At 70.3% G+C, this 25255-nt stretch carries 25 protein-coding genes; 8 read left to right on the top strand and 17 right to left on the bottom strand.

What is annotated here, in order from left to right; all coding sequences use genetic code 11:
• Together ABT057_RS42765 and ABT057_RS42760 are read right to left on the bottom strand one after the other, a co-directional pair.
• The gene (locus tag ABT057_RS42765; RefSeq protein WP_352349607.1) at positions 1 to 978 is read right to left on the bottom strand and encodes an ABC transporter permease; all 978 of its coding nucleotides are present in this window, start codon (positions 976 to 978) and stop codon (positions 1 to 3) included.
• Positions 975 to 2516: a sugar ABC transporter ATP-binding protein gene (locus tag ABT057_RS42760; RefSeq protein WP_352349605.1), complete on the bottom strand. Its 1542-nt coding sequence runs from the start codon at positions 2514 to 2516 to the stop codon at positions 975 to 977. Before ABT057_RS42760 ends, ABT057_RS42765 begins: the two co-directional genes overlap by 4 nt.
• A 255-nt stretch (positions 2517 to 2771) precedes the next feature.
• Here ABT057_RS42760 and ABT057_RS42755 point away from each other — a divergent pair, with 255 nt between their 5' ends.
• Together ABT057_RS42755 and ABT057_RS42750 are read left to right on the top strand one after the other, a co-directional pair.
• Positions 2772 to 3710, top strand: a complete 939-nt coding sequence (locus ABT057_RS42755) for an NAD(P)H-binding protein (protein ID WP_352349603.1) — start codon at positions 2772 to 2774, stop codon at positions 3708 to 3710.
• A complete protein-coding gene (locus tag ABT057_RS42750; RefSeq protein WP_352349601.1) occupies positions 3707 to 5308 on the top strand; it encodes an FAD-binding oxidoreductase in 1602 nt (533 codons plus the stop codon). The genes ABT057_RS42755 and ABT057_RS42750 overlap by 4 nt, the downstream gene beginning before the upstream one ends.
• Before the next feature lie 71 nt (positions 5309 to 5379).
• Here the strand turns inward: ABT057_RS42750 and ABT057_RS42745 are convergent, their stop codons facing one another.
• The 5 genes from ABT057_RS42745 to ABT057_RS42725 are packed head-to-tail and all read right to left on the bottom strand — an operon-like array spanning position 5380 to position 11276.
• Entirely contained in the window at positions 5380 to 6201 is an 822-nt protein-coding gene (locus ABT057_RS42745; RefSeq protein WP_352349599.1) for an SDR family NAD(P)-dependent oxidoreductase, read from the bottom strand.
• Positions 6198 to 7775, bottom strand: coding sequence for an FAD-binding oxidoreductase (locus tag ABT057_RS42740; RefSeq protein WP_352349597.1), 1578 nt, complete (start codon positions 7773 to 7775; stop codon positions 6198 to 6200). Before ABT057_RS42740 ends, ABT057_RS42745 begins: the two co-directional genes overlap by 4 nt.
• The gene (locus ABT057_RS42735; protein WP_352349595.1) at positions 7772 to 8779 is read right to left on the bottom strand and encodes an alpha/beta fold hydrolase; all 1008 of its coding nucleotides are present in this window, start codon (positions 8777 to 8779) and stop codon (positions 7772 to 7774) included. Before ABT057_RS42735 ends, ABT057_RS42740 begins: the two co-directional genes overlap by 4 nt.
• A 58-nt stretch (positions 8780 to 8837) precedes the next feature.
• On the bottom strand, positions 8838 to 10079 hold the full coding sequence (locus ABT057_RS42730) for an acyl-CoA dehydrogenase family protein (protein WP_352349593.1): 1242 nt from the start codon (positions 10077 to 10079) through the stop codon (positions 8838 to 8840).
• 30 nt (positions 10080 to 10109) lie between these two features.
• Positions 10110 to 11276 (bottom strand): flavin reductase, encoded by a 1167-nt coding sequence (locus ABT057_RS42725; RefSeq protein ID WP_352349591.1) that lies wholly within the window; start codon positions 11274 to 11276, stop codon positions 10110 to 10112.
• Positions 11277 to 11485: 209 nt separating this feature from the next.
• Between ABT057_RS42725 and ABT057_RS42720 the strand changes: the two genes are divergently transcribed.
• Positions 11486 to 12727, top strand: coding sequence for an acyl-CoA dehydrogenase family protein (locus ABT057_RS42720; protein ID WP_352349589.1), 1242 nt, complete (start codon positions 11486 to 11488; stop codon positions 12725 to 12727).
• Between the two features lie 40 nt (positions 12728 to 12767).
• On the top strand, positions 12768 to 13178 hold the full coding sequence (locus ABT057_RS42715) for a nuclear transport factor 2 family protein (RefSeq protein WP_352349587.1): 411 nt from the start codon (positions 12768 to 12770) through the stop codon (positions 13176 to 13178).
• Between the two features lie 14 nt (positions 13179 to 13192).
• Here ABT057_RS42715 and ABT057_RS42710 read toward each other — a convergent pair whose 3' ends face one another.
• From ABT057_RS42710 to ABT057_RS42665, 10 genes are read right to left on the bottom strand one after another with little or no spacing between them, the layout of a single operon-like run.
• A complete protein-coding gene (locus tag ABT057_RS42710; protein WP_352349585.1) occupies positions 13193 to 13921 on the bottom strand; it encodes a GntR family transcriptional regulator in 729 nt (242 codons plus the stop codon).
• Positions 13922 to 13967: 46 nt separating this feature from the next.
• Positions 13968 to 15074 (bottom strand): zinc-binding dehydrogenase, encoded by a 1107-nt coding sequence (locus ABT057_RS42705; protein ID WP_352349583.1) that lies wholly within the window; start codon positions 15072 to 15074, stop codon positions 13968 to 13970.
• Between the two features lie 21 nt (positions 15075 to 15095).
• Positions 15096 to 16184, bottom strand: a complete 1089-nt coding sequence (locus ABT057_RS42700) for a zinc-binding dehydrogenase (protein WP_352349581.1) — start codon at positions 16182 to 16184, stop codon at positions 15096 to 15098.
• Entirely contained in the window at positions 16181 to 17035 is an 855-nt protein-coding gene (locus tag ABT057_RS42695) for an SDR family NAD(P)-dependent oxidoreductase (RefSeq protein ID WP_352349579.1), read from the bottom strand. The genes ABT057_RS42700 and ABT057_RS42695 overlap by 4 nt, the downstream gene beginning before the upstream one ends.
• A gap of 29 nt (positions 17036 to 17064) precedes the next feature.
• On the bottom strand, positions 17065 to 17811 hold the full coding sequence (locus tag ABT057_RS42690) for a carboxymuconolactone decarboxylase family protein (RefSeq protein ID WP_352349577.1): 747 nt from the start codon (positions 17809 to 17811) through the stop codon (positions 17065 to 17067).
• Between the two features lie 2 nt (positions 17812 to 17813).
• Positions 17814 to 18725: an NAD(P)-dependent oxidoreductase gene (locus tag ABT057_RS42685; protein ID WP_352349575.1), complete on the bottom strand. Its 912-nt coding sequence runs from the start codon at positions 18723 to 18725 to the stop codon at positions 17814 to 17816.
• Positions 18718 to 19155 (bottom strand): 4-carboxymuconolactone decarboxylase, encoded by a 438-nt coding sequence (gene pcaC / locus ABT057_RS42680; RefSeq protein ID WP_352349573.1) that lies wholly within the window; start codon positions 19153 to 19155, stop codon positions 18718 to 18720. Before pcaC ends, ABT057_RS42685 begins: the two co-directional genes overlap by 8 nt.
• 6 nt (positions 19156 to 19161) lie before the next feature.
• Complete coding sequence (locus ABT057_RS42675; RefSeq protein WP_352349571.1) at positions 19162 to 19560, bottom strand: cupin domain-containing protein; 399 nt, start codon at positions 19558 to 19560, stop codon at positions 19162 to 19164.
• The gene (locus ABT057_RS42670) at positions 19557 to 20486 is read right to left on the bottom strand and encodes an NAD(P)-dependent oxidoreductase (RefSeq protein WP_352349569.1); all 930 of its coding nucleotides are present in this window, start codon (positions 20484 to 20486) and stop codon (positions 19557 to 19559) included. The genes ABT057_RS42675 and ABT057_RS42670 overlap by 4 nt, the downstream gene beginning before the upstream one ends.
• Positions 20483 to 21313, bottom strand: coding sequence for an N-acyl homoserine lactonase family protein (locus tag ABT057_RS42665; RefSeq protein ID WP_352349567.1), 831 nt, complete (start codon positions 21311 to 21313; stop codon positions 20483 to 20485). Before ABT057_RS42665 ends, ABT057_RS42670 begins: the two co-directional genes overlap by 4 nt.
• Before the next feature lie 190 nt (positions 21314 to 21503).
• Between ABT057_RS42665 and ABT057_RS42660 the strand changes: the two genes are divergently transcribed.
• The 4 genes from ABT057_RS42660 to ABT057_RS42645 all read left to right on the top strand — a co-directional run bounded on the left by ABT057_RS42660 (position 21504) and on the right by ABT057_RS42645 (position 25112).
• Complete coding sequence (locus tag ABT057_RS42660; RefSeq protein ID WP_352349565.1) at positions 21504 to 22460, top strand: VOC family protein; 957 nt, start codon at positions 21504 to 21506, stop codon at positions 22458 to 22460.
• Positions 22461 to 22550: 90 nt separating this feature from the next.
• Positions 22551 to 23627, top strand: coding sequence for a maleylacetate reductase (locus ABT057_RS42655; protein ID WP_352349563.1), 1077 nt, complete (start codon positions 22551 to 22553; stop codon positions 23625 to 23627).
• Between the two features lies 1 nt (position 23628).
• Complete coding sequence (locus ABT057_RS42650; RefSeq protein WP_352349561.1) at positions 23629 to 24336, top strand: alpha/beta hydrolase; 708 nt, start codon at positions 23629 to 23631, stop codon at positions 24334 to 24336.
• Positions 24337 to 24383: 47 nt separating this feature from the next.
• Positions 24384 to 25112 (top strand): GntR family transcriptional regulator, encoded by a 729-nt coding sequence (locus tag ABT057_RS42645; protein ID WP_352349559.1) that lies wholly within the window; start codon positions 24384 to 24386, stop codon positions 25110 to 25112.
• The last annotated feature ends 143 nt before the right edge of the window (positions 25113 to 25255 follow it).

Here is a 25255-nt window from a genome sequence, read left to right as displayed (position 1 = left end):
TCAGCCTTCCTTCGGTTCGCGGGCCGCGATCGCGCCGAAGAGCACCGCGCCGATGAGCAGGGCCCCGTAGATCACCTGCAGCCAGGTCTGTGACACCTGGAGCACTCCGAGAAGGCTCTGCAGCAGGTAGATGGCGGCGGCGCCGACGAGCGCGTTGGCGATTCCGCCGCCCCCGCCCTGGAGCGGGAGGCCGCCCAGCGACACGGCGGCGATCGCGATGAGGGTGTACGCGGTGCTGGTGCCGGCATCGGCCGTGGACGCGAGGCCGATGAGGACCAGGCCCCCGACCGCGGCCATCGCGCCGCCGAGCGCGTAGGCGAGCACCCGCACCGCGCCGACGGGCACACCGCTGGTGAACGCCGTGACGTCGTTGCCGCCGACCGCGCGCAGGAGGCTCCCGTAGGTGGTCAGCCTGGTGACCAGCAGCCAGACGGCCACGGGGACCGCCAGTGCGACGAGTCCGCCCGGGACGGGCCCCATGGACCCCGCGAAACCGGCCATCCAGGTGCCCGAGACGGTGGTCGGGCTGGGGGACAGTTTGAGGTCGAGGCCGGTGAGGACGAAGAACATCGCGAGGGTGACGACGATCGGCTGGAGCCGGCCGACGACGATGAGAAGACCGGTGACGGTGCCGGCCAGGGCGCCCACCGCCATCAGCAGCGGCAGAGCGACGTAACCGCCGAGGCCGGCCGGCTGGAGCTGGGTCGCGTAGAGCAGTCCGCTCAGGGTCATCAGCGGGCTGACCGACAGGTCGATGCCGCCGCGTCCGCTCATGATCGAGGGGACGCTCGCCATGGCGGCGATACCGAGCGGGGCCAGGGCGGCCAGCTGGGCGGTGACGCCGAAGCGGGGCTGCAGCGCGAGGTTGGCGATGAGGAGCGTGGCCGCCAGGACGAGCGCGAAGAGGTGGGTGTGGCGGGCGAAGCGAGAGCCCCGGTCGCGGCGGATCGCGGGGGTCCGCTGGGCGACGGTACTCATGCGGTCACCGCCGCTCCGCCGAAGAAGGCGTCGACGAGACGTTCGCGGTCCAGGTCCGTCCGGGCGAGTTCGGTGGCGAGGGAGCCCTCGCGGAACACCAGGACGCGGTCCATCAGCTCGACGTGCTCGTCGACCTCCGAGGACAGCATGACGACGGTCAGCCCCTGTCCGGTCAGCTCGCGCAGCAGCCGGTAGAGGTCGCGTTTGGCTCCCACGTCGATTCCCCTCGTAGGGTCGTTGAGCAGCAGGACCTCAGGGCCGGCGGCCAGCCAGCGGGCGATGACCACCTTCTGCTGGTTGCCGCCGCTGAGCGTGGTGATGGCGTCCGACGAGCGGCCGAACCTGATGCCGAGCCGCTCCACGTAGTGGGCGAACCGCCGCTCGGCGGCGCGCTCGGACAGCAGCCCTTTGCGTACGTCCCGTTCGGCGGTGGCGATGGCGAAGTTGTCCAGGATGGACATCCACGGCAGGATCGACTCGCCGCGCCGGTCCCGGGCGACATAGGCGATGCCCAGTTCACGGGCCTTCCGAGGATCGGTCACCCGTCGCTCGCCGTCCGCCTCGGTCCGTACGACGCCATGGGTGTCGCCCTGCCCTACGAGGAGCCGGAGGAACTCGTCCTGGCCGTGGCCCTCCAGGCCGGCGAGGCCGACGATCTCGCCGCGGCGGAACTCGGCGGTGCAGGGGTGGGCGTCCGGCCGCAGCCGAGCGCCCGTGACGCGCAGCACGACGGGGCGTTCGGCCGTGTCGGAGGCGGTGGTCACCACGCTGTCCGAGGGCGGGACCAGGTGGGCGCCACCGGTCATCAGCCGGATCATCTCGTCGTGCTCCCAGTCGGCTCCGAGGGTGCCCACCGTGCGGCCCGAGCGGAGCACGGTGACGCGGTCGCCGATCTCGCGGATCTCGTCCATCCGGTGCGTGATGAGGACGACGCTCATGCCGTGTGCCGCGCGTTCCTTCACCAGGGTGAACAGCCGGGTGCGGGTGTCGTGGTCCAGGGCGGAGGTCGCCTCGTCGAGGATCAGCACCTTGGGCTCGCGCAGCAGCGACCGGGCGATGCCGCAGGCCTGGCGGTCGCTGAGCTGGAGCGAGCCGAAGGGGGCGTCGAGCGGAGGAGGCGTGACGAGCAGCGCGGCGAGGACTTCCGCCGCCCTCTCACGACGGCCCGGGTCCCGTGTCACGGGGCGCAGCAGACGGTCCGCGCCCAGCCACAGATTGTCCAGGACGCTACGGTTCTCGACGCCGAGCACCTCCTGGAACACGGTGTCGACACCCGCGCGCAGCGCCTGGGCCGGGGTACGCGGGGCGAAGGTCCGGCCGCCGGCCGTCATGGAGCCGGTGTCCGGGCGGTGCACTCCGCTGAGGATCTTGACCAGGGTGCTCTTCCCGGAGCCGTTCTCCCCCACGAGAGCGTGCACTTCGCCCGGGAACAGGCGGAGGCCGGCGTTCTGGAGGGCGACCGTCGGACCGAAGTGCTTCCGTAGGCCGTCGACCGCCAGTACGGCTTCCGGCTCAGCTGTGAGCGGGTGGGTCGACACTGACCCCTCCTGACTTGAGTGACTGGAGACCGAGCCAGACTGTGTGATTGTCGTCTGGTCATACAATGCATCGGCTGCGAGGAGGACCGTAGCGCGCGGTGAAACCGGAGTCCAGAGGGGAATTGCCAGGAGTTTGAGCAAAGGCGAGCGGACCGTAACCTGCAATCACATGATTGTCGTCTCGTCATACAAAGAGTACGGTTGCCGAAACCGACACCCGGGCGGGCCGGGGCGGCGAGCACACAAGGAGTGCACGTGTACCTCATCACCGGTGCCGGCGGAGGGCTGGCCCAGACCGCGGCGGAGCTGCTGCTGGAGTCGGTCCCCGCCGACCAGGTCATCCTGACGACGCGGGCGCCCGGCAAGCTCCAGTCCTTCGTCGACCGTGGCGTCCATGTGCGGTACGCCGACTTCGCCGAGCCGGACAGCCTCGAGGCCGCCTTCGCGGGGGCCCAGCGGATGCTGCTGGTCTCCACCGCCCAGGTCGGCTCACGGATCGGGTTCCACCGCAACGCGATCGAGGCGGCCCGGCAGGCCGGTGTCCAGTACCTCGCCTACACGTCGATCGTCGGCGCGGGCATCGAGGAGAACGACGCCGTCGTCTGTACCGAGCACCGCGCGACCGAGGCCATGCTGCGCGAGTCGGGACTGCGCTGGAACACCCTGCGCGACTCCCAGTACGCGCAGGCGGTCGCCTACTTCATCGCTCCGGGCGCGGTCGCCATGGGGCAGATGGTCGGCGCATGGGGCGAGGGCACGGTCGGCTTCGTGTCGAGGGACGACTGCGCGGCCGCCGCCGTCGGCGCGCTGCTCGGCCGCGGCGAGGACGACCGGGCCTACGAGGTCACCGGCCCCCAGCAGCTGACGTACCGTCAAGTATGCGCGCTGATCTCGGAAATCAGCGGCACGGAGGTCGCCTACGTGCCGATCACCGACGAGGAGCAGTACGCCGTCTTCGACTCCATGGGCGTGCCCCGGGAGTACGACGCGGAAGCGATCGCCTCCTCCCCCATCCCGTGGAACAGCGACGACATGGTGTCGTTCAGCCGAGCGATCCGCCTCGGGCACATGGCCTCCCTCAGCGACACGGTCCAGACGCTGGCCGGGCGGGCGCCGCGCTCGATGCGGTCGGTGCTGGAGGAGGCGGCGGCGACCTGGCCGACCGCCGGAGCCGTTGTGGAGGCCGCGCGATGAGCAGCGACACGAGCACCGACGCCGTCGACGACGGCACCTACCTCGGCGAGAAGGCACTGCGGCGCTTCGTCGACGTACTCGGCGAGGAAGGGGTCGTCCTCGGCGAGGGCCGCTTCCACGAGCAGTACCGCGACAAGTACTGGCACCGCGACGACGACACCTACGACCCGGCCGCCGTCCTGCTGCCGCGCAGCACCGAGGAGGTGCAGGCGGTCGTGCGGATCGCGAACGAGTTCGGGGTGCCGATCTGGACCTCCTCGCAGGGCCGCAACTACGGCTACGGCGGCTCCTCGCCCCGGCTGAAGGCGACCGTCGTGGTCAGCCTGACCCGGATGAACCGCGTCCTGGAGATCAACCGCGACCTGGCGTACGCGGTGGTCGAACCGGGCGTGCGCTGGTTCGACCTGTACGACGCGCTGAAGGAGTCGGGCAACGAGGACCTGATGGTGACCGTCCCCGACCTCGGCTGGGGCAGCGTCATCGGCAACTCCCTCGACTGCGGGATCACCTACCAGCCCTACGGTGCCGACTTCATGGCACCGTGCGGCATGGAAGTGGTCCTGGCCAACGGGGAGTTGCTGCGTACGGGGATGGGCGCCATCCCGGACAACAAGTCCTGGCACACGTACAAGCGCGGCCTCGGGCCGGTCCTCGACGGTCTGTTCGTGCAGTCCAACTTCGGCATCGTGACGCGGATGGGCTACTGGCTGATGCCTCGCCCGGAGGCGTACGCGCCGTTCTTCCTCACGGTGCCGCGGGACGAGCATCTGGAGCAGGCCGTCGACATCATCCGCCGGCTCCGGCTGGACGGCACGCTGCGCGGGGTGCCGAGCATGTACAACACCGTGACGCTGGCGGCCCAGTTCCCCGACGTGATGGGGCGGTTCGCGGGTGCCGAGGGGGCCTTCAGCGAGGAGACCCTGGACGAGATGGCCGACGCGACCGGGCTCGGCCGGTGGGCGTTGCGCGGGGCACTGTGGGGCGACGGCCCTGTGGTGGAGCACCAGTTGGCGAAGATCCGGACGGCGTGGAGCGCGATTCCGGGCGGGCAGGTGCTGTTCGAGCGGACGTACGGGCCCGACGAGTACGACGAGATCCGTACGATCCCCGACAAGTGCCAGGGTGGTCTGCCCGGCGTCGAACTGCTGGAGGCCATCCCGGAAGGGGTCGCGCACATCGGCTTCTCCCCCGCGATCCCGCTGGTCGGGAGTGATGTGCGGGAGGTGGTCGACCTCTTCGACCGGATCGTGCGGGAGCAGGTCGGGGTGAACGTGGCCGGGGGTCTGCTGATCATCAATGAGCGCACGGCGCTGTACGTGACCGGGCTCAACTACGACTACCGGGACGCCGAGCAGTGCCGGCGGGCGTACGACGCGGTGAAGGTGCTGGTCGCCGAGGCCGGCAAGCGGGGCTATGGCGAGTACCGCGCCCACCTGGACTTCATGGACCTGGCGTCGGCGCAGTACTCCTTCAATGACCACGCCTATCGACGGTTCTGCGAGACGCTCAAGGACGCGGTGGATCCGAACGGGATCCTGTCGCCGGGTCGGCACGGGATCTGGCCTGAGCGGCTGCGCCATCTGGCGGACCGCGACTGAGGTCCCCGACGGGCACATGCCTGGAGGCCCCGGCTCGTTTCGAGCCGGGGCCTCCAGGCGTGCCCGTGCGGTCAGTCAGCCGCTCTCCCGAAAGCTGCTTCTATGCGCGCCGCACGTTCTCCGACCATCGGGTACCACTCCGGGTGCGTGACGATGTGGGTCTCGCCACGTGCCAGGCCGGCCAGGACGACATCGCCCACGTCCACCGGGTCCAGCCAGCGCAGCTGCGCCAGCTCCGGGTCCTCGGAGATGTCGTTCTGCACGAGGGCGCTGCCCTCCGGCCCCGAGGGCCTGGTGCGCAGGCTGCGGGCGATGTTGCTGCGGACCGTCCCGGGCGCGAGCACGGCGGCGCCCACGTTCGAGCCCTCCCGCCGCAGCTCGTGCGCCAATGCCTCGGTGAGTCCCATGACCGCGAACTTCGTCGTGGCGTACGCCCCCAGGCCCGGCATGTCGGCGACGAAGCCGCCCATGGAGGACGTGTTCACGAGGTACGCCGGTTCGCCGTGCCGCTTCAGCAGGGGCAGGAAGGCGTGGACACCGTGGACGACACCGTCGAGGTTGACGTCGAGGATCCACCTCCAGTCCGCGAGGGTCATGTCCGCGATGCGCGACTCGGGGGCCACTCCGGCGTTGTTGAACACCAGGTGCACCTTGCCGAACCGCTCCACGACCTGATCGGCCAGCGCCTGCACACTCGCCGCGTCGGTGACGTCGGTGCGTATCCCCACCGCCCCGATCTCCTCGGCGGCCGCTTCCAGGGGGCCTTCCTCGATGTCGGCGATCACCACCTGGGCCCCGCGCTCCACCAGCCGCTGCGCGATGCCCCTGCCGATGCCCGACGCCCCGCCGGTGACGACGGCGACGAGCCCGGTCACGTCCTCGATCACGGTCATGAGCCGGCCTCCCGGTAGGCGGCGGGCCAGACACCGTGCCGGCCCGGGGACAGGATGCCGTTGGGGTCCACCGCGTCCTTGATCCGCTCGACGAAGCGCCGGTAGGCGTGGTCGTTGAAGGAGTACTGGTCGGCCGCCAGGTCCATGAAGTCCAGGTGGGCGCGGTACTCGCCGTATCCGAGCGCCCCCACCTCGCTCACCAGCATCTTCGCGGTGTCGACCGCCGCGCGTACCTGTTTCTCGTCGCGGGTGTCGAAGCTGATGCTGCTGACGACGATGCCGCTGCGGTCGTTGATCGGGAAGATCGCACAGACGAAGTTCGTCCCGGCCCGGTCGGTGACCAGCCGCTGGATCACGTCCACGACGCGGCGCACCTCGCCGCCGGTGAGCGGGACCACCGGCGAGAAGCCGATGTGTCCGACGAACTCCGGGATGACCTCCATCAGGTCCATGCTCGGGATGCCCGCCTGGACCTTCTCCATGAAGGTGGTCAGCTCGCCCCACTCGTCGCGCAGGAAGGTGCGGTGGTGGTCGACGCGCGCGCCCTCGATGGCCGACCACGCCTCACGGATGCGGCCGAGGTGGTGTTCGACGACGGGTCCGTCCCCCCAGAGGGCGGTGCGCAGTCCCCAGCGTCCGATGCCGGTGCGGGCGGCGAGGCCGTCCAGGGCCTCCTCGCTCGCCGGACCCTCGGCGCCCATGAACTCGCCCAGCAGTTCGGGGAACTGGGCCGCCATGGTGATGGTGTTCTGCAGGTTCGGCACCCCGCGGAGCACTCCGTCGAGGCGGAGTTCGCGGATGATGTCGACGGCCTGGGCGAGCTGGTCGTCCCGGGGGACGGTGAGGTAGAGCGGCGCGTACGCCTCCGGGCGGCGCTGGAGCCAGACGCCCGCGCGGGTGACGACGCCGTAGTTGGACTGGATGAACAGCGGGTCGAGGACCGGGCCGAGGCCCCGCTGGTAGACGTGCCAGGAGGGGTTGTCGGGGATGGCGCCCATGCCGGTGCGCAACACCTCGCCGTCCGCGAGGACCACCTCCATCCCGCACAGCTTCTGGAAGTCGGAGCCGTTCGGGCCGTAGGTGACGCCGTTGTCGAGGGAGTTGCCGATGACGCTGCCCCAGCCGAGGTCGGGGATCGAGCACCACAGGTCGCCGTTGCCGGAGGCCTCCAGGGCCTCGTACAGGTCGAACCAGCGCACGCCCGGCTCGACAACGGCATAGGCCAGTTCGCGGTTGATCTCCAGGACCCGGTTCATCCGGCGGAAGCTGATCAGGAGGGAGCCGCGGACGCGGGGCGAGGGGCCGCCGTAGCCGTTGTTGCGGCCCTGGGAGGAGGTCCACACGGGGATGCGGTACTCGTTCGCAATGCGTACGACGTCCCGCACCTGTTCGGTGGAGGTGGGGAAGACGACGGCGGAGGAGTCGTAGGTGCGGTCGCCCTGGAACCAGTAGGGGTCGCGGTAGGTGTCGCGTTCGGCGTCGGTCAGCAGGACGGCGTCCTCGCCGACCGCTTCGGTCAGGCGGCGCACCGCCTCTTCCGGCAGGTCCGGGTGTTCGTACGGGGTGGTCGTCATCGCGATGTCTCCAGTCCGTCCAGCCAGGCGATGACCGGCTTGACCGTCTCCGCGGAGTTGGCCTCGAGGATCAGCCCGTGGCCGTTGCCGACGATGCCGGTGTCGGCCAGCGGGAGCAGTTCGGCGTCCGCGCCCACCGCGCACAGGAAGTCGACCAGGGGCGGTGACTGGGCGGCGCTGCCGGACGCGCTGCCGGTGACGACGGCGACCGGGGTTCCGCTGAGACCGGGGATGCGGTGGCCCGCGGGGTCGGCCTTCAGCCGGTCCGGGGAGTCGATGGCCGGCTCGGTGGTGAGCTCGGCGTACGTCAGGCCGTAGGTGATCTCGCCGAGGCCGGGGAAGTCGGCGTACGGCGGTCCCATCGGTTCGATCGCGACGATGGCCTCGACCAGGCCGGGGCGTCGGTTCGCGGCGAGCCAGCCGCCCGGGCTGCCGGCCGAGTGGGTGACCAGTACCGCCGGGCCGATCCGGTCCAGCAGGGCGGCGATGCGCTCCCCGTCCAGGCGCTGGCCCTCGGCGAAGTCGGCCAGGAAGAAGCCCATCGCCGAGGTGAGCTGCTGGAACTCGGGGCCGTCGAGGGCGCGGTCCCAGGGCCACTGGGTGTGGGACTCGGCGGCCTCCGGGGGCGCGAACAGGAAGCTCGCGAACTCCAGCGGCAGCGGCGGGGCCACCGGGCCCAGTCCGTCCGGGTGGTGCGGCGAGCGGCCATGTCCGGGGCGGTCGACGACGTACACGGCGTAACCGGCGCGTACGAGGTCGTAGGCCCAGCCCTGCCGGCCGTCCGGGGTGCCCAGCCAGTCGGTGCCCTGGCCGCCGCCTCCATGGACGAGGACGAGCGGGTGGGGGCGGGTGACCTCGGCGGGTGCCAGCCATTCGACGTAGAGCGGGCCGCGCGGGAGGGTGCCGTGCGGGGTGGTGATCTGCTCGCCCGGGATCCAGAAGAAGCCGGTGCGCAGGGTGATCGGCTCGACCCGGTCGTCGAGGTGGGGCGGTATGTCGGTCATGCTCGGTCGTCCTGTCTCACGGCGGCCCGACGGGGAGGAGGGAAGGGGGAGTCGAGGGTCAGCGGGCTTCGGGCGGCGGGATCTCCAGGAGCAGGTTGGCGGTGTTGCGGAACGCCTGCTCGCGCAGCATGGGGTTGCGGTGGGTGAGGAGCGAGCTCATGTCGCGGAAGATCCGGTCGAACCGCTCGCCCTGCCGCATGGACCCGGACCCGACGACGCGCAGCAGGTCGTGTTCGAGGGTCTCCCAGAGCTGGATGATGATCTCGCGGACCACGCAGGCCAGGCTCCAGTCGTCGATGAAGGTGTACTCACGGCTGCCGTCGACCGTGGCCCGGCAGTACTCGGCGTGCTGGGCGATGACGCCGTCCAGTGCCAGTTCGGCGGTCCTGATCTTCGTCCAGGCGGCGCCGTAGTGGCGCTGGTAGTCGACGTCGTACAGCCGGAGCTGGACGGGCGGGAGCGGGGTCTTGCGGGTGCGCATGAGGCGTTCGAACTCGTCGAGGGCGTGGTAGAGCCCGCCCACGGCCAGGCTGGCCAGGGAGACGGTGAAGGTGAGCAGGCCACGGCCGGCGTACATGGGGTTGCCGTGCAGCTGGGAGCCGACCGTGCCGTCCTTCACCGGGATGTCGATCATGTTGGCGTCCTCGACGACGAGGTCGGCCGCGACGAAGGCGTCGGTGAAGCGGATGCTCTCGGAGCCGGTGGCCTTGAGGCCGGTCGACTCGCCCCAGTTGTGCAGGCGTTCGAAGGTGTCCTCGGGGGCCAGGAACATTCCCATCACGGGGGCCGAGCCGTCCGCCTGCTCGACCATGCACTGGCCGAGGTACCAGGTGGAGTGGGGGATGCCGGAGCAGTAGTCGACCACGCCGTCGAGGACGTAACCGCCTTCGGTCCTCTTCGCCCTGACCGTGGGCGCGGAGACCGAAGCGGCCCGGAAGTCGTGGTTGCCGAACGCCCGGTCCTGGACCTGCTCGGGGTACCAGGAGGCGACGTGCAGGGCGTGGTTCGCGGCCAGTGCGAAACACCAGGCGCTGCCCATGTCACCGCGGGCGAGTTCCTTGCAGACCTCGAAGAACGTCCTGGGCGAGACCTCGAGGCCGCCGTACATCTTCGGTACGAACATGTCGTAGAAGCGGTTCGTGACGAACTGCTCGTGGATGTCGGCGGGAAGGTGGGTCAGTCGCTCGGCCTCCTCCTGGCGGGCGAGCAGTTCCTCGCGCATGGCCCGGGCCCGCCCGACGAGTTCCTCGTCCGAGGGCGCGTCCAGGCCGGGCTGCGCGGTGGCGTGTGCTGTGGTCATCACATCTCCTAAACGGGTTCGTAGCCGGGTTCAGCCGACGGGGTTCACGTCGGCGGCGCGGCGCAGCCGGTCCTCGTGGCGCATCTCGAGCGGACGCTGTGCGTGCTGGCGCAGGACGGCGGAGACCTGGGCCAGGTCGCCCGCCTCGTACCCCTCGACGAGGCGGCGGTGGTCGTCGAGGAGGGAGCTGGAGGCGTAGCTGGCCGTGTCGAGGGCGCGCAGGTTGAGCCCCGGCAGGCAGAGCCGGCGGTAGGTGTCGAGGAGGATCGCGGAGCCGGCGAGTTCGACCATGTACTCGTGGAAGCGCTCGTTGGCGCGCACCCAGCCCTCGGGGTCGGTGAACCGGCCGTCCTTGACGAAACCGAGGGTGTTCTCCATCAGCTCACGCAGCCGGCCCAGCTGCTCGGCGGTCGTGTGGCCCACGGTCAGTTCCGCGACGCCAGTCTCGATGGCGAGCTTGGCCTTGTACACCTCGTCGATGATCGAGTCGGGGACGGGCGTGATGAGGTACTCCCCCGCCTGGCGCCGGACGAGGCCCTCGTCGGCCAGGGCGACCAGGGCGCGGTGGACGCGGCCCGCGTCGATCCCGAACTCCTCGGCCCAGCGGCCGGTGTCGATGACCTCCTCGACATCGCTGCCGGCGTCGAGCACCCGGGCGCGGACCTCGCGCAGCACGGAGGCCTCCGGCGCCGTCTGCATCCTGCCGAAGCGGCCGCGGAAGTACGCGAGCGGATGGCCGGGGTTGGACATCGCCTCCTCGACATGGGCGAGGAACACATAGTGGGTGCCGGCCTCGACCTGCTCGGCGACCCGGCAGATGAGGTGCGCGATGGCGCCGACCAGGAGGGGTGAGCCGTTCGACGCGGTCTCGGTGGGGACGCCGTCGTACTTGTCCGGGACGCGGGAGGCGAAGCGGGTCGCCAGGTCCACGTGGTCCTCGGCGAGGACGTTCACCGCGAAGGTGGCGCTGTCGCGCACCGCCGCGGCGGTGGCCGAGTTCCGGTTGAGGCAGATCAGCAGCATCGGCGGGTCGTCGGTGAGGGAACTGACCGCGCTGGCGGTACTGCCGTAGCGGGTGCCGTCGTACTCGGTCGTGATGACGGTGACGCCGGTGGCGAATCGCCCGATGACATCACGGAACTCCCGCGCGGTGACCGGGCGGGAGTCCGGCGGGGTGACGGGGGACGGCGTGGACATCACAACCAACTCCTCTGAGGTCCCGGCACATCGACGGGCACAGGGACGGACACATCGATGGGGACTGTATGACGATCGCACAATGAGGTAAAGAGGGTGCCGACCGGCTACCACCTGAGCGATCCCGTCGACCAGGGGTAGCATCTAGCGCCGTTCTCTGCCTGCCTATAATATCGTCATACAAAGTTACGTGTCGAGAGGAGAGCCTGATGAGCGCAAGCCTGTACGCCGCCGACTCCGCGCCCCCGTCTGCGGTGGAGGGCACGGTCGACCATCTCCTCGAGGTGGCGACCAGGCTCCGCCCGGTCCTGCGGGCCGCGCAGGCGGAGCACGAAGCGCTCGGCGGCTATGCGGAGGCGATCCACAAGCAGCTTCTCGACGCCGGCTTCTACCGGATGCTCCACCCGAAGCGGTACGGCGGCCTGGAACTTCCCCTGGAGGACTTCCTCCGGGTCGCCGTCGAGATCTCACGTGGCGACCCGGGCGTCGGCTGGTCCTTCGTGCTCGGCGCCGGACACGCCTGGCACATCGCGTCCTTCTTCCCCGAGCAGGCCCAGGAGGAGCTCTTCGCGGGGGACGTCATCGCGCCCGGCCGCACCATCCCGCGCGGCCGGGCGGTCCGCACCACACACGGCTACCGGCTCTCCGGCACCTGGGACTACTGCTCGGGCTCGATGTGGAGCACCCACGCGATGCTCGTCGCCCCGACCTTCACCGAGCAGGACGAGCCGCTCGGCCTGCGCGCGTACATCGTCCCGCGATCCGGCTACGAGATCCTCGACGACTGGGGCGCGGACCGGGTCCTCGGCATGCGGGCATCCAGCTCGAACTCCCTCCGGGTCGAGGACGCCCTGGTGCCCGAACACCTCAGCGTGGTCTACGACTTCAAGGACCACACGCTGGGCCAGCACGGCACGACCGGCTACCGGCTGCACGGCAATCCGATGTACCTGGGCCGGACCCTCGCCTTCTTCAACTGCGAGCTCGTCGCCACCCAGATCGGCGCCGCCTGGGCCGCCTTCGACGCCTTCGACGAGCTGATGACCGCCCGCCCGACGAGCTTCCCGCCGATGATGCCGCGCACCGACTCCGCGGAGTTCCACCGCTGGTACGGCAAGATGCTCGCCCAGATCGACGCCGGCGAGACCCTGCTGCTCGGCGCGATGCGCCAGTACACCGAGCTGGGACGACGCTGGGAACGCACCCGCCAGGAGTTCACGCCCGAGGACGACGCCCGGCTGCGCGGTGTCATCCTGCAGGGCGCCCGGCTCGCCAACCAGGCGGTCGACCTCGCCTTCTCCACCGCCGGGTCCAGCTCGGCACGACTGGGCTCGCCGATGGAGAAGTACTACCGGGACGTGGCGATGTTCAAGACCCATATCGCCGCCAAGTGGGACGTCACCTACGGATCGGTGTCCCGCTTCCACTTCGGACAGCCGCTGACGTTCTGAGGCGGCCGGCGCACACCCCTGCTGAAGAAAGGAAGCCGAGATGGCCACTGACCCCAAGAACGTCGTCCGGGCCTTCGTCGACGCGCTGAACGAGCAGGACTGGGAGCGTGTCAAAGACCTGATCACGCCGGACTTCGGCTACACGATCCAGGCCTACGACCTGCCGGGCGCCGGCGAGCCGATGGACGGCGAGACCATGCTGACGGTCCTGCCTCGGATGCTCGCCCTCTTCGACGCGAACGGCCCACGGCTCAGGATCACGCACCTCGTCGGGGAAGGGACCTGGGTCGTCGCCGAGGCCGTGGGCAGCGGGTCCTTCCGTGACGGAAGTCGCTACGACAACCGCTACGCCAATGTGTACGAGGTCGTCGGCGACCGGGTCAGAACCGTCCGCGAGTACATGGACACCCAGCACACGGCGCGGTCGTTCGAGGCCGTCACCTCCGAGTGAAAGGGATACAGGGGCTACCGCTCCTGTATCCCCTTCAGTCCTTTCAAGGCGTTGTCGGCGACACGCCGCATGTGGCCGGTGTAGACCTCGACCGCCGTGTCCGCGTCCCGTTCCCGGACCGCCGCGACGATGTCGCGCAGTTCCTGGATCGCTTCGGAGTGGTTCCTCGACATGCCCTTCACCACCAGGACGCGCACCTTGGCCTGCACACCGTCCACGAGCTGCCTCAGGACCTCGCTGCCGACCCCGTCGTACAGGACTGCGTTGAACGCGTGGCGCGCCTCGAGGACCTCGCGCGGTTCGACGTTCTCCTGCGAGGCGACCTCGGCGAAGTGCTCCGCCGCCGCTTCGAGGGCGTACACCTTGGAGCGAGGCGCCTTCTCGACGAACCGTCGCACCAGCAGGGTCTCCAGGGCGCATCGGACGTCGTAGAGATCGCGCGCCTCGTCATGGGTGGGTGCCGCGACGACGGCTCCCTTCTGGGGCACGACCTTGATCAGTCCCTCTGAGGTCAGCTCCCTCAGCGCCTCGCGGACGGTGGTGCGGGAGACGTCGAGCTGCTCGACGAGCTCCCGCTCGACGAGACGCCTGCCCGGCTCCAGACGGAAGTCGAGGATCGCCTCACGCAACGCGGTGACGACCTGCTCGCGCAGCGGCGCGGCGACACGGCCGACGGGACTGGTGGTCCAGGCCGACGCGAGCGAGTTCGCGTTCGAGGTCGATGGCTTCGCGGCCGCTGACATGGTCCCACCCCTACGTATCGAATGATGGTACGAGCGTCATACAACTCTACCGGACGGAAGTTGAGCGGAAGTCTGTGACGACCCCGCTGAGATCGCGGAACTCACCCGCCGCGTACAGCGCCTCGTCGATGCGGTCGAGGGTGTACTCCGCCGTCACGATCGGCCGGGCGTCGTACTCGCCGCTCTCCAGGAGATCCGTACAGCGGCGAAGGTCGCGGGACATCACGCTCTGTCCGTTCTGGCAGGAGAGGATCCGCCGGCCGTGGATCGCGAGGGCGTTCTGCGGCAGGGAGATCCTGCCTTCCGTCCACTGCACACCCGTGAGCACGACGGTCCCGGCCCTCCTGGACATGGCGACCGCCTGTTGCACCGCGAGTTCGGGCCCCGCCGCTTCGACGACCACGTCCGCACCGCGCCCCTCGCTGAGGCACCGCACCTGTTCGACCGGGTCGTGTACGGCCGGGTCCACGACGTCGGTCGCTCCGAGCGCGGCAGCCGTCGCGCGACGCCCGGGCACCGGGTCCACGCCGATGATCCGGCCGGCCCCCGCGACCCGCGCCGCCTGTACGCACCACAACCCCAGGTGCCCCAGACCGACGACCGCCACGGACTCGCCCGGCCGGACCCGCGCCACGTTCACGATCGCACCGTGACCGGTGGTGATCCCGCAGCCCAGCAGGCTCAGTTGGGCTGCGGGCAGTGAACTGTCCACGCGCCAGACCTGCCTCCGATCGGCGACGATCAGCTCGGCGTACGCCCCGACGCCACCTGCCGCACGCACCGGCCGGCCCGTGTGGTCGGCGGCGATGACGGGTTCAGGGCTCTCGAAGAGGAGGGCGCACTGGTCAGGACGGCCGATCCCGCAGTAGAAGCACTCGTCGCACTGCGGGGTACCGGCGACGACCACCAAGTCACCGACGCCGTAACCGCGGGTCCCGCCGGGACTTCCGCACCGCTCGACCACACCCAGCGCCGTGTGGCCGAGCACCACCGGCGGGGTCCTGCCCCGCATCGCGCGCCAGCCCAGCCAGTCGGTGGAGCAGAACGGCGCGGCGACCGTCCGTACCAGCACTTCGTGCGCGAAGAGATCCCGCAGGTCCAGTTCCCGCACCGGCATGGGGGCGCCGAAGGCCTCCAGCACAGCTGCTCTCATCCCGGCTCACTCCCTGCCTGATCAGAAGACGAACACGCCCGAGAGGTCCTCGAGCCGTTCGGACCGCTGGAGCGCGGTGTCGATGTCGTCGAGGCGGTAGGTCGAGGTGATGACCGGCGCCGGGTCGAGCGCGCCCCGTTCGAGCAGGCGGACGTAGGCCGGGAGGTCGCGCCGCATACGGACGTTGCCGTTCTGCGTGCTGAGCACCTGCCGGCTCTGGACGGCGAGCGGGATCTGCGCGAACGTGACCTCCCCGGCCGCGTCCTTGAGGCCGGAGAGCACCACGGTGCCGGCCCGCCGGGAGATCTCCAGGGCCAGCCGTTGGGCGGCCGGGGGGCCGGCGGCCTCGATGACCTTGTCGGCTCCTCGTCCCCGGGTCACGTCTCGTACGGCTTCCAGGGCCTCCTCGGGAGTGACGGCCGTCGTGGCCCCCACTTTCAGCGCCACACCACGGCGGTCCTCCCTGGGATCCACCACGACCACCTCGCGGGCCCCGGCCAGGCGTGCGGCCTGGACCGCCCACAGTCCCAGGTGGCCCGCTCCCACCACGGCCACCGCCTCGTCGGGCCGGACCCGGGCGACGTTCAGGACGGCCCCCACCCCCGTCGTCACACCGCACCCGAGGAGGGAGAGCACCTCCCACGGCAGGTCCGTGTCGACGGGGAAGACCTGGTTCTGCGAGACGTTCATGATCTCGGCGTATCCGCCCACGCACCCGGCCGCGTTCACCAGGAGGCCGTCGGCGGTGCGGGCCACATCGGGGTAGACACCGCCCAGATCGAACAGTTCGGAGCACTGGTCGGGGCGGCCGATGCCGCAGTAGAAGCAGTCGCCGCACTCGGGTGTGCCGGGGACGACGACCCGCTGCCCCACCTCGATGCCGCGCACCCGGCCCCCGACCTCGATCACCTCGCCGACCGACGCGTGGCCCAGGATCGTCGGGGGGACCTTGCCGAGACGCCCGTGGAAGCTGGTCACGTCGGTGGAGCAGAACGGCGTCGCCTTCGTGCGGACCAGCACCCGGGTCGGCGCGAGGTCGAGCAGCTCCACCTCCTCGACGCTGAAGGGGACTTCGAAGCCGCGCAGCAGGGCGGCCCGCATGGTCGTCATCGTCCGGACTCCCCTTCCGCCGCCCCGCGGTGGCGTTCGAGGATCGCCCCGTCCGTCACCGCGACGTCCCAGAGCCCCGCACCGCCGCCCCGCCGGTTGGTGTTCTGCACGCTGGCGCCGCCGTCGACGGAGAAGATCTCGCCGGTGACATAGCTCGACTCTTCGCTGAGCAGGAACGCGACCGTCGCGGCCACCTCCTCCGGCCGGCCCGCCCGCCGCAGCGGCGAGGTGCCCGCGCGGCGGCGCATGTCGGCCATCCCGGCCTCGCCGAAGATCGGCGTGGGCACGATGCCCGGTGCCACGGCGTTCACCCGTACCCCGATGGGTCCGCCGTAGACGGCGGCGCCGTGGACGAGCCCCACCGTGCCGTGCTTGGACGTGGTGTACGCCAGCAGGTCGTTGCTGCCGCGCAGCCCGGCGATCGAGGCGGTGACGACGATCGCGCCGACGCTGCCGCGCTCCAGGTAGTGGCGGAACGCCGCCCGCACCCCGAGGAACGGGCCCCGCAGGTTGACGGCCATCACCTTCTCCCACTCCTCGACGCTCACGTCGACGAGGTCGGCGAGGGAACCGGCGATGCCGGCGTTGAGATGGTGCAGGTCCACCCGCCCGAAGGCGTCGACGGCGGCCCGCACATAGGTGTCGACGCCGTCCTCGGTGGTCACGTCCGCCCCGACGGCGACGGTCTCGCCGCCGACCGCGGCGGCGACCTCCTTGGCGGCCTCCGCGTCGAGGTCGACGGCGACGACCTTCACGCCCTCTTCGACGAGCCGTTCCACCGTGGCCCGGCCGAGCCCGCCGGCGGCCCCGGTGACGACGGCGACCTTCCCGGCCAGTCCGCGTAGTGTCATCTTCTTCCGCCTCACGTCTGTCGTGTCCGTCATCGGGTTCGGGCTTGTTCCTCGCGCAGCACGGGCAGCGCCTGGAGCGCGCTCTGCATACCCATGACGGCGGCGATCTCCATGACCTCCAGCAGCTCACCGACGGTGGCCCCGTAGCCGAGCGCGTTGTCCATGTGCGCCTTCCACCCCTTCACATAGAGGTGGGTGCAGGCACAGTCGAAGGCCGTGTAGACGAATTCCTTGACCTTGGGCTCCAGAGAGCCGTGCTGCCAGGACACCGAGGAGAAGTCGGTGTAGGCCTCGAACATCTCCGGGTCGAGTTCGAGGATCTCGTCCCAGAACGGGTGCCAGTAGCCGCGGTTGCCGGTGAACCGCTCCTTCAACTCCTTCTGATACGCGTCGAGTTCACCTGGGCCGTCGCGCAGTCCGCGTTCCTGGAGGAGTTCGGCGAGCAGCGGCACGCCGATGTTCATCGCGTGGATGCCCACCGTCGTCGTCAACTCGATGACCTCGGTGATCTCACCCGGGGTGGCGCCGAGTTCGAGGGCCCGGCGGATGTGGCGGCGTACGCCGGGTGCGTACAGATGGGTGACGGCCGCGTCCACGGCCAGGTAGATCAGTTCACGGGTCTTGGGGTCGAGGTGGCCCTTGCGCTGGGGTACGCCGGCCAGCCGGACGTACGCCGCGAGCAGTTGGGGCGCGAGTTCGAGTACGGCCTGCCACTGCTCGTCCCAGGCACCGTGCAACTCGGCGACCGCGTCCCGGAGTTCACTTTCGGTCGGCATGCTCATCCCGTCACCGGCTCTCGGTCGGCGGCGGCCGCGAAGGCCCAGCGGGCGATCTCGGTGTGGTCCGCGGTGTCGGGCAGGGCCGCGAGCGCGCGCTCCCAGAGGGCAACGGCGCTGTCGGCGAGCGGGCTCGCGACGCCGAGCTCGCGGGCCAGGTCGACGGCGATGCGCATGTCCTTGACCATGAGCCTCAGGCCGAAGCCGGAGTCGTAGGTGCCCGGCAGCACGAAGTTCGGGAACTTGTTGTCCGTCGAACCGCTGCGGCCGCTGGAGGAGTTGATCAGTTCGACCATGACCGCCGGGTCGAGCCCGAACCGCTCACCGGCGAGGACACCCTCGGCCGTGGCGAGCAGATGGGTGGCGGACAGCAGGTTGTTGATGGCCTTGAGCGCGTGCCCGGCGCCCACCTCGCCGGCGCGCCGGGCCGTGCCCAGCCCCGCGAACAGGGGGGACAGCCGCTCGACGTCGTCCTCGGCACCGCCCACCATGATCGTGAGCCGGCCGTTCACGGCGCCCTTGACCCCGCCCGAGACGGGTGCGTCGACGAGGGTGACGCCTCGTGCGGCGAGGCTCGTGGCGAGACGCCGGGTGGACATCGGGTCGGAGGAGCTCATGTCCACGACCGTGCTGCCCGCCTCCAGCGCCACCACGACGTCCGGGTCACCGAGGACCGCCTCGACGACCGTGCTGCTGGGGAGCATGAGGACGACGACATCGGCCTTGCGGACGGCTTCGGCCGCGGTCTCGGCACTGCGGCCGCCCGCGGCGGCCAGCGCGGCACGGGCCTCCGGGACCGGGTCGAAGCCGGTCACGGCGTAGCCGGCGCGGACCAGGCGGGCCGACATCGGTCCGCCCATGTTGCCCAGTCCGACGAAGGCAACCGGGGGGAGCGCCTCGGTGTGTTCAGTCATCGCCCTTGACCTCACCGATCACCTGCTCGGCGACCCGGAAGGACTCCAGTGCCGCCGGGACACCGACGTAGATGGCCGTCTGGAGGAGTACTTCCTGGATCTCCTCGGTGGTCACCCCGTTGGTGAGGGCTCCCTTGACGTGGACTCCGAGCTCGTGGTTGCGGCCCAGGGCGGTCAGCATGGCGAGATTGACCAGGCTGCGGGTGCGCCGTTCGAGTCCGGGGCGGCTCCACACGGCGCCCCAGCAGTACTCGGTGACCAGCTCCTGCATCGGCCGCGCGAAGTCGCTGACTCCGGCCAGCGAGCGCTCGACGTGTTCGGCGCCGAGCACCGCCTTGCGGATGGCGAGTCCGGCCTCGTAGGTGTCGCGGTGGGTGGTGTCGCGGGGGCTGCTGTCGGTCGTCAGGGGTTCGGTCGTCTCGGTGGTCATGGGCGTTCAGTCCTCTGCTGTGACGGGGGCGGTGTACTGCTCGGCGGCGACCTCCTCGGCCCAGGAGGTGGTCCCGAGCGAGATGGCCGTGTGGGTCATGAAGGAGTCGGGGGCGGCGCCGTGCCAGTGCCGCTCCCCCGGCGGGCACCACACGGTGTCCCCGGCCCGCAGCGGGCGGACGCCGTCCTGCTCGGTCGCGACGAAGCCGCTCCCGGCGAGCACCTGGAGGATCTGGCCGTGCTCGTGGGTGTGCCAGTAGGTGCGGGCGCCCGGTGCGAAGTTGACGGTGTTGATGGTCACGCCGTCGGTGGCGGGCATGGTGAGGTGGGCGTGCACCGTGCCGGTGAACCGCGAGCCGGTCTTGGTGCCGGCGCCGTGCTGGGTGGTTCCGTGGATCAGCTTCACGGCTTGTCCTTTCCGGCGTCGTACGCGCCGTCGTGGACGCGGACGCGCCCGGAGACATCGCCGATCGCGTCGACGACGGTGTTGCTGATGTCCTGCGCGTAGCCCAGCTGGAGGGCGAGGCCGAAGGAGGCCAGCGGGGCGGCGGAGTTGGGGCTGGCGACACCGAGTCCGGTGACGAGGTCGACGTAGGCGAGGACGTCCTTCATCATCAGGGCGTTGGTCAGGCCGCCCTTGAGGTAGTCGCCGTGGATGATCTTCGGGAAGCGGTTGCGGGTCGCGAAGTTCACGCCCGAGCTGGTGTTGAGCACATCGAGGAGGACCTGGAGGTCGAGCCCCGCCTTGCGCCCCGCGACCATCACCTCGGCGGTCGCGGACAGGGCGATCGCGTTGAGGAAGTTGTTGAGAAGCTTGGCCGTGTGGCCCGCGCCGACGGCTCCACAGTGGAAGACGTCGGCGGAGAAGGCGTCGAGCAGCGGGCGCACCCGGCCGAGAGTGGCGGCGTCCCCGCCGACCATGAGGGTGAGCGTGCCCTTCTCGGCCGCCGCCGCGCCGCCGGAGATCCCGGCGTCGAGCAACGTGGTGCCCCGCTGGCCGAGTTCGCCGTGCAGACGCACGGTGGAGGCGGGCGCCGAGGTGCTGAGATCCACGACGGCCTGGCCCTCCCGGGCGCCTGCCAGCACACCGTCCTCCCCCAGGACGACCGCCTCGACGACCTTGCTCTCGGGCAGGGAGAGAAGGACGACGTCGCACCGCCGCGTCACCTCGGCGACGGACACGGCGGGGGTGGCGCCGCACGCGGTGACGTTCTCCGGGCGGGTGTCGTGGCCGAGGATCTCGTATCCGGCGTCCACCAGACGGCGGGCCATCCGCCCGCCCATGTTGCCCAGGCCGATGAAGCCCACCGGCGGCGCTGTGGTGCTGGTCATGCTGCTGCTCCTTCGCTTCGCGGACCGCCGATCACCGCGGTGAACTCCCCCATCGGGCCGTCGAGTCGCCGGTGGCGGTCGAGTACGGCCGGGTCGTGGCCGGGGACGAGGATCGCGTCGCGGTCCGCGATGAGTCCGTTCATGTAGTCGAAGCCCCGGTACATCGCCTCCAGGTCGGCGACCACGAGGAACGGCAGGTCGCGTTCCAGTTCCTCGTAGTAGTGCGTGGCGTCGGAGGCGAGAAGGACCAGGCCCTCGTTCGTCCTGACCGTGAGGATCGCCTGGCCCGGCGAGTGGCCGCCCAGCTCGATCAGCTCCACCCCGGGCGCGATCTCCTGGTGTCCGCGGTGGAACACCATGCGGCCCTGCTCGTGCACGGTCCGCAGATGGTCGATCTCGGTCTCTTCGACGGTGTGGTGGAACTGGAAGCGCCGTGCGCAGTCGCCGGTCCAGAAGTCGAACTCCGTGCGCGGCACGATCACCTTGGAGTCCGCGAACAGGTCGACGTTGCCCGCGTGGTCGTAGTGCGCGTGGGTGAGGACCACGGTGGACTCGGCCGGCTCCACGCCCAGCCGACGGAACGCCTCCCGGGGATGGATGAGGTGGCCCCGCTGCCGGTTGTGCCCGCCGAGGTCGCTGTACCCGGTGTCGACGACGATCGTGCGCCACTCGTTGCGCACGATCCAGACGTAGTAGTCCATCCCGATCGGACCGTCCGGTTCGCCGTACAGGTGGTGGTTGAGGAAGACCAGGCCGCGCGTGGTCGTACGGGACGCGTAACGCACGATGAGGACCTCGTACGTGTCGTCAGCGAGCGATTGACTCACGGTAACCCCGTATGATTGTCCGACAATGTTTGTCGGCACGTTAGCGCAGATCAGGCACCCCTGACAACGGGCCGCCCAAGCGAAACCCCTCGATGAGCTGTGCCGGTTTCCCCACACTCCCCTTGACATATGGCCGTCATATCGTATGACAATCATACGGCCAGCTTCCGCAGACAAGGAGAACCGAGCAATGACGTATCTCGTCGGCTCCCATCACGTGACACTCTCCGTGGGTCACGCGCAGGAGGACGTGGACTTCCACACGCGAGTCCTGGGCATGCGCTTCATCAAGAAGACCGTGCTGTACGACGGTTCCGCGCCGATCTACCACTTCTACTACTCCAACGCCAACGGCGACCCTTCCTCCGTGGTCACCACGTTCCCGTGGGCGCAGGCAGGGGTGTACGGCAAGCGCGGCACCAACCAGGCACGCGAGGTTCTCCTCTCCGTCCCGGCGGACTCCCTCGACTACTGGGTGAAGCGGCTGGGGCAGCACGACATCGAGGCCACCCGCTCCGAGGCCCTGGGCCGCGGCCGGGTCGCCTTCAACCACCCGTCCGGTATCGAATACGTCCTGGTGGGCAACGAGGACGACCCCCGCGAGGGCTTCACCGGCAACGGCGTGGCCGCCGAGGCCGCGGTCCACGGGATCCACGGCATCGGCCTGCACGTGTACGACCAGGACCGCATGGTCGACTTCGGCAACGACGCCTTCTTCTCCCAGGGCAAGGTCTCGGAGGAGGGCGACCTCGCCTCCTTCCAGGTCGGCACACAGAGCTACGGCAACTTCGTCGAGCTGCGCGGGAACCGCTCCGACGACCAGGGCACCTGGCACTTCGGCGCCGGCACGTACCACCACTTCGCCTGGAACCTCGACACCCTGGAGAACCAGTCCGCGGTGAAGTTCGAGATCGAGGGCGCCGGCTACACCGACATCTCCGAGCTCAAGGACCGCACCTACTTCAAGTCCCACTACGTGCGGACCCCGGGCGGCGCCCTGTTCGAGCTGGCGGTCACCGACGACGCGGGCGGCTGGGACTGCGACGAGTCCCCGGAGGAGCTCGGCAAGAACTTCATGCTGCCGCCGCAGTTCGAGAACGAGCGGGAGAGCATCCTGTCGCGCCTGGAGCCGGTCACGACCGACTGACGTTCCACGTAGCCGCTCCCCGCGATCGCCCAGGGCCCGGGCGCGTCCACCACGCCCGGGTCCCCGACCCTCCCCACCAGGAACACAACAGTGAGCCTCACCTTCGAGAACATCACACTGGGCCAGCGCGTCCTCTTCGGGTACGGCCGCGCGGCACACCACGTCGCCGCCGAGGTCGACCGGCTGGGCGCCCGCGGCGTCATGGTGATCGCCGCCCCGGCCGAGGCCGGCATCGCCGACCGGATCACCGCGGGCCTACCGGTCGTACTGCGGCACGACGACGTACGGCCCCACGTCCCCGTGGAGCAGGCCGAGGCAGCCCGGGCCGCGGCCAAGGAGAGCGGCGCGGACCTGGTGGTCTGCGTGGGCGGCGGGTCCACGACCGGACTGGCCAAGGCGGTCGCCCTCACCACCCGCCTGCCGATCGTCGCCGTCCCCACGACGTACGCGGGCTCCGAGGCCACGAACGTCTGGGGGCTCACAGAGGCCTCCCGCAAAACCACCGGCGCGGACGACGTGGTCCTTCCGGTCGCCGTGGTGTACGACTCGGAACTCACCCTCTCGCTGCCCATCGGCCTGTCGGTGGCCTCCGGGCTCAACGCGATCGCCCACTGCGTCGACTCCATGTGGGCCCCGCGCACCAACCCCGTCAACCAGGCCTTCGCGATGGAGGGCCTGCGGGCCGTGGCCGGCGGGCTGCGCCGGATCGTCCGGGAACCGGACGACATCGACGGCCGGGACGCCACGCTGTACGGCTGCTACCTGTCCGGGGTGGCCTTCGCCTCCGCCGGATCGGGGCTCCACCACAAGATCTGCCATGTGCTGGGCGGCGCGTACGACCTGCCGCACGCACAGACCCACGCCACCGTGCTGCCGTACGTACTGGAGCTCAACGCGCCGGGCGCGCCGGATGCGGCGCGCCGGATCGCCGCAGCGCTGGACAGTGCCACACCGGTGGCCGGGCTGAACGCGCTGCGCGAGGAACTCGACGCCCCGCGCGCTCTGGCCGACCACGGGCTGCGGCGTGAGGACATCCCCGAGGCGGTCCGGCTGATCCTGCCGTACGTGCCGGCGAACAACCCCGTCCCGGCCGGCGCCGAGGACCTGACCGACCTGCTCACCCGGGCGTGGGCCGGAAAACCCCCACAGGACAGCGAGGCGACCTGAAATGGCCACGACACCCTTCACCACCGTGCCCGGCAACCCGCACCTCGCCGGTCCCCCGCTGCTGCGCGGCGCTCCCCTCGCCGATGCCGGGCTGGTGGTCTACGCGGTGCACGGACGGGGACAGGGCCCGGGTTTCATGGTCGAGCAGTACGAGCGCGTGAACCTTCCCGGCGTGACCTGGGTGATCCCCGGAGCGGACCACGACACCTGGTACCCGTCCGGCTTCATGGCCCCCCTGTCGGAGAACCAGCCACGCCTGGACCACGCGCTCGACACGGTACGGACCCACCTCGCAGACCTCGCCCGAGCGGGCTGGGCATCCCGGGACGTGGTCCTGTTCGGCTTCTCCCAGGGCGCCTGCCTGCTCTCCGAGTACCTGCTGCGGGACCAGCCGTCGTGCGCCGGGGCGTTCCTGCACACCGGGGGGCACCTGGGGCCGGAGGCCAGGCAGTGGTCCGCGGTACCGGGAACCGGCCTGCCCGGCACCGAAATCGTGCTGTTGTGCGCGGAGCGGGACGAGTTCGTCCCGCTCGCCCGCACCGAACAGACGGCCGGTGCCCTGGCCTCCCTGGGCGCGAGGATCGAGTACACCACGTACGACGATCCCCTGCACCATCTCAACGAGGACTCGGTCGTGCGGCTGCGGCGTATGCTGCGCACGCGCCTGCTGGAACGGGTCGAGATGGTGGCGGATCCGCCGAAATCGTGAGACACGAGCCATTGATTGTATGACGAGCTGGCCGTAGCCTCGCTGCCGTGGAGCACGAAGGTTCGTGGGCAAGGAAGCCCCAGTCGCGCCTGGAGTCGGCCGCGGTGATGGCCGACTCCCGCCAGCGCGTCCTGCGGACGGTGCGCGAGGACATCTGCTGGTCGCGGCTGACGCCCGGGCAGCCCCTCGACGTCAACCTTGTCATGGTGCGCACCGGCGTCTCACGGAGCGCGGTGCTCCAGGCCCTTCGCGAGCTCTCCGAGCAGGGGTGGCTGACCCCCCTCGACGAGGGCTGTGCCGTATGTGTGCCCTCTCCGGAGGAGGCCACCGAGATCGACGAGGTCCGGCGCGCCCTGGAGGAGGTCACGGTACGCCGCTTCGTCGCACAGGCCTCCGACTCCCAGATCCGGGCACTGCACGGCACCCTGCTGGAGTTCGAGGAGCTGGCGGAACTTCCGCCGGACCCCTCCGCCCTGCTGCAGGCCAGGGACAACTTCTACGGCCTGCTGCTGCGCGCCTCCGGCGTGATGGTCACACTGGATGCCCTTGTCAAACTGCGAGCGCGGATCATCGTGCTGATGTGCGCCTCGCTGTGCTCGCCGGGCCGTGCGCGTGTCGCCGGAGCCGAGCTGCGCGCCATCTACGAGGCCCTGGCCGACCGTGACGCCGAACGAGCCGTCCAGGCCTGCTTCGACCATGTGACCCGCTCCTACGAGGCGGGCTTCCGGGCGCTGGCCGCCCTGGGCACCTACGAGCCCGGCACCGCACGGGACTGAACGGGCCCACCTCATGAGGCTCTCCCTCCTGCCCATTGCCATGACCTTCATTCTTGTATGACAATCATACGTACAGACCGTCTGACGTAGTGGGGCGGTCGTTCAGCGCCGGTCGGCGTACCCCTCACCCCTTCCCGACTCGC

The sequence above is a fragment of the Streptomyces sp. NPDC002588 genome, from assembly GCF_040295925.1.
Taxonomy (GTDB): domain Bacteria; phylum Actinomycetota; class Actinomycetes; order Streptomycetales; family Streptomycetaceae; genus Streptomyces.
This window is presented reverse-complemented; position numbering and strand designations above follow the sequence as displayed.

Excerpts from the sequence above, each read along its gene's own strand:
- ABT057_RS42685 (WP_352349575.1), bottom strand. The coding sequence starts at position 18,725 with ATGACTGAACACACCGAGGCGCTCCCCCCGGTTGCCTTCGTCGGACTG.
- ABT057_RS42670 (WP_352349569.1), bottom strand. The coding sequence starts at position 20,486 with ATGACCAGCACCACAGCGCCGCCGGTGGGCTTCATCGGCCTGGGCAAC.
- pcaC (WP_352349573.1), bottom strand. The coding sequence starts at position 19,155 with ATGACCACCGAGACGACCGAACCCCTGACGACCGACAGCAGCCCCCGC.
- ABT057_RS42765 (WP_352349607.1), bottom strand. The coding sequence starts at position 978 with ATGAGTACCGTCGCCCAGCGGACCCCCGCGATCCGCCGCGACCGGGGC.
- ABT057_RS42660 (WP_352349565.1), top strand. The coding sequence starts at position 21,504 with ATGACGTATCTCGTCGGCTCCCATCACGTGACACTCTCCGTGGGTCAC.
- ABT057_RS42725 (WP_352349591.1), bottom strand. The coding sequence starts at position 11,276 with ATGTCCACGCCGTCCCCCGTCACCCCGCCGGACTCCCGCCCGGTCACC.
- ABT057_RS42700 (WP_352349581.1), bottom strand. The coding sequence starts at position 16,184 with ATGACGACCATGCGGGCCGCCCTGCTGCGCGGCTTCGAAGTCCCCTTC.
- ABT057_RS42690 (WP_352349577.1), bottom strand. The coding sequence starts at position 17,811 with ATGCCGACCGAAAGTGAACTCCGGGACGCGGTCGCCGAGTTGCACGGT.
- ABT057_RS42740 (WP_352349597.1), bottom strand. The coding sequence starts at position 7,775 with ATGACGACCACCCCGTACGAACACCCGGACCTGCCGGAAGAGGCGGTG.
- ABT057_RS42705 (WP_352349583.1), bottom strand. The coding sequence starts at position 15,074 with ATGAGAGCAGCTGTGCTGGAGGCCTTCGGCGCCCCCATGCCGGTGCGG.
- ABT057_RS42730 (WP_352349593.1), bottom strand. The coding sequence starts at position 10,079 with ATGACCACAGCACACGCCACCGCGCAGCCCGGCCTGGACGCGCCCTCG.
- ABT057_RS42650 (WP_352349561.1), top strand. The coding sequence starts at position 23,629 with ATGGCCACGACACCCTTCACCACCGTGCCCGGCAACCCGCACCTCGCC.
- ABT057_RS42715 (WP_352349587.1), top strand. The coding sequence starts at position 12,768 with ATGGCCACTGACCCCAAGAACGTCGTCCGGGCCTTCGTCGACGCGCTG.
- ABT057_RS42695 (WP_352349579.1), bottom strand. The coding sequence starts at position 17,035 with ATGACACTACGCGGACTGGCCGGGAAGGTCGCCGTCGTCACCGGGGCC.
- ABT057_RS42720 (WP_352349589.1), top strand. The coding sequence starts at position 11,486 with ATGAGCGCAAGCCTGTACGCCGCCGACTCCGCGCCCCCGTCTGCGGTG.
- ABT057_RS42750 (WP_352349601.1), top strand. The coding sequence starts at position 3,707 with ATGAGCAGCGACACGAGCACCGACGCCGTCGACGACGGCACCTACCTC.
- ABT057_RS42735 (WP_352349595.1), bottom strand. The coding sequence starts at position 8,779 with ATGACCGACATACCGCCCCACCTCGACGACCGGGTCGAGCCGATCACC.
- ABT057_RS42710 (WP_352349585.1), bottom strand. The coding sequence starts at position 13,921 with ATGTCAGCGGCCGCGAAGCCATCGACCTCGAACGCGAACTCGCTCGCG.
- ABT057_RS42745 (WP_352349599.1), bottom strand. The coding sequence starts at position 6,201 with ATGACCGTGATCGAGGACGTGACCGGGCTCGTCGCCGTCGTCACCGGC.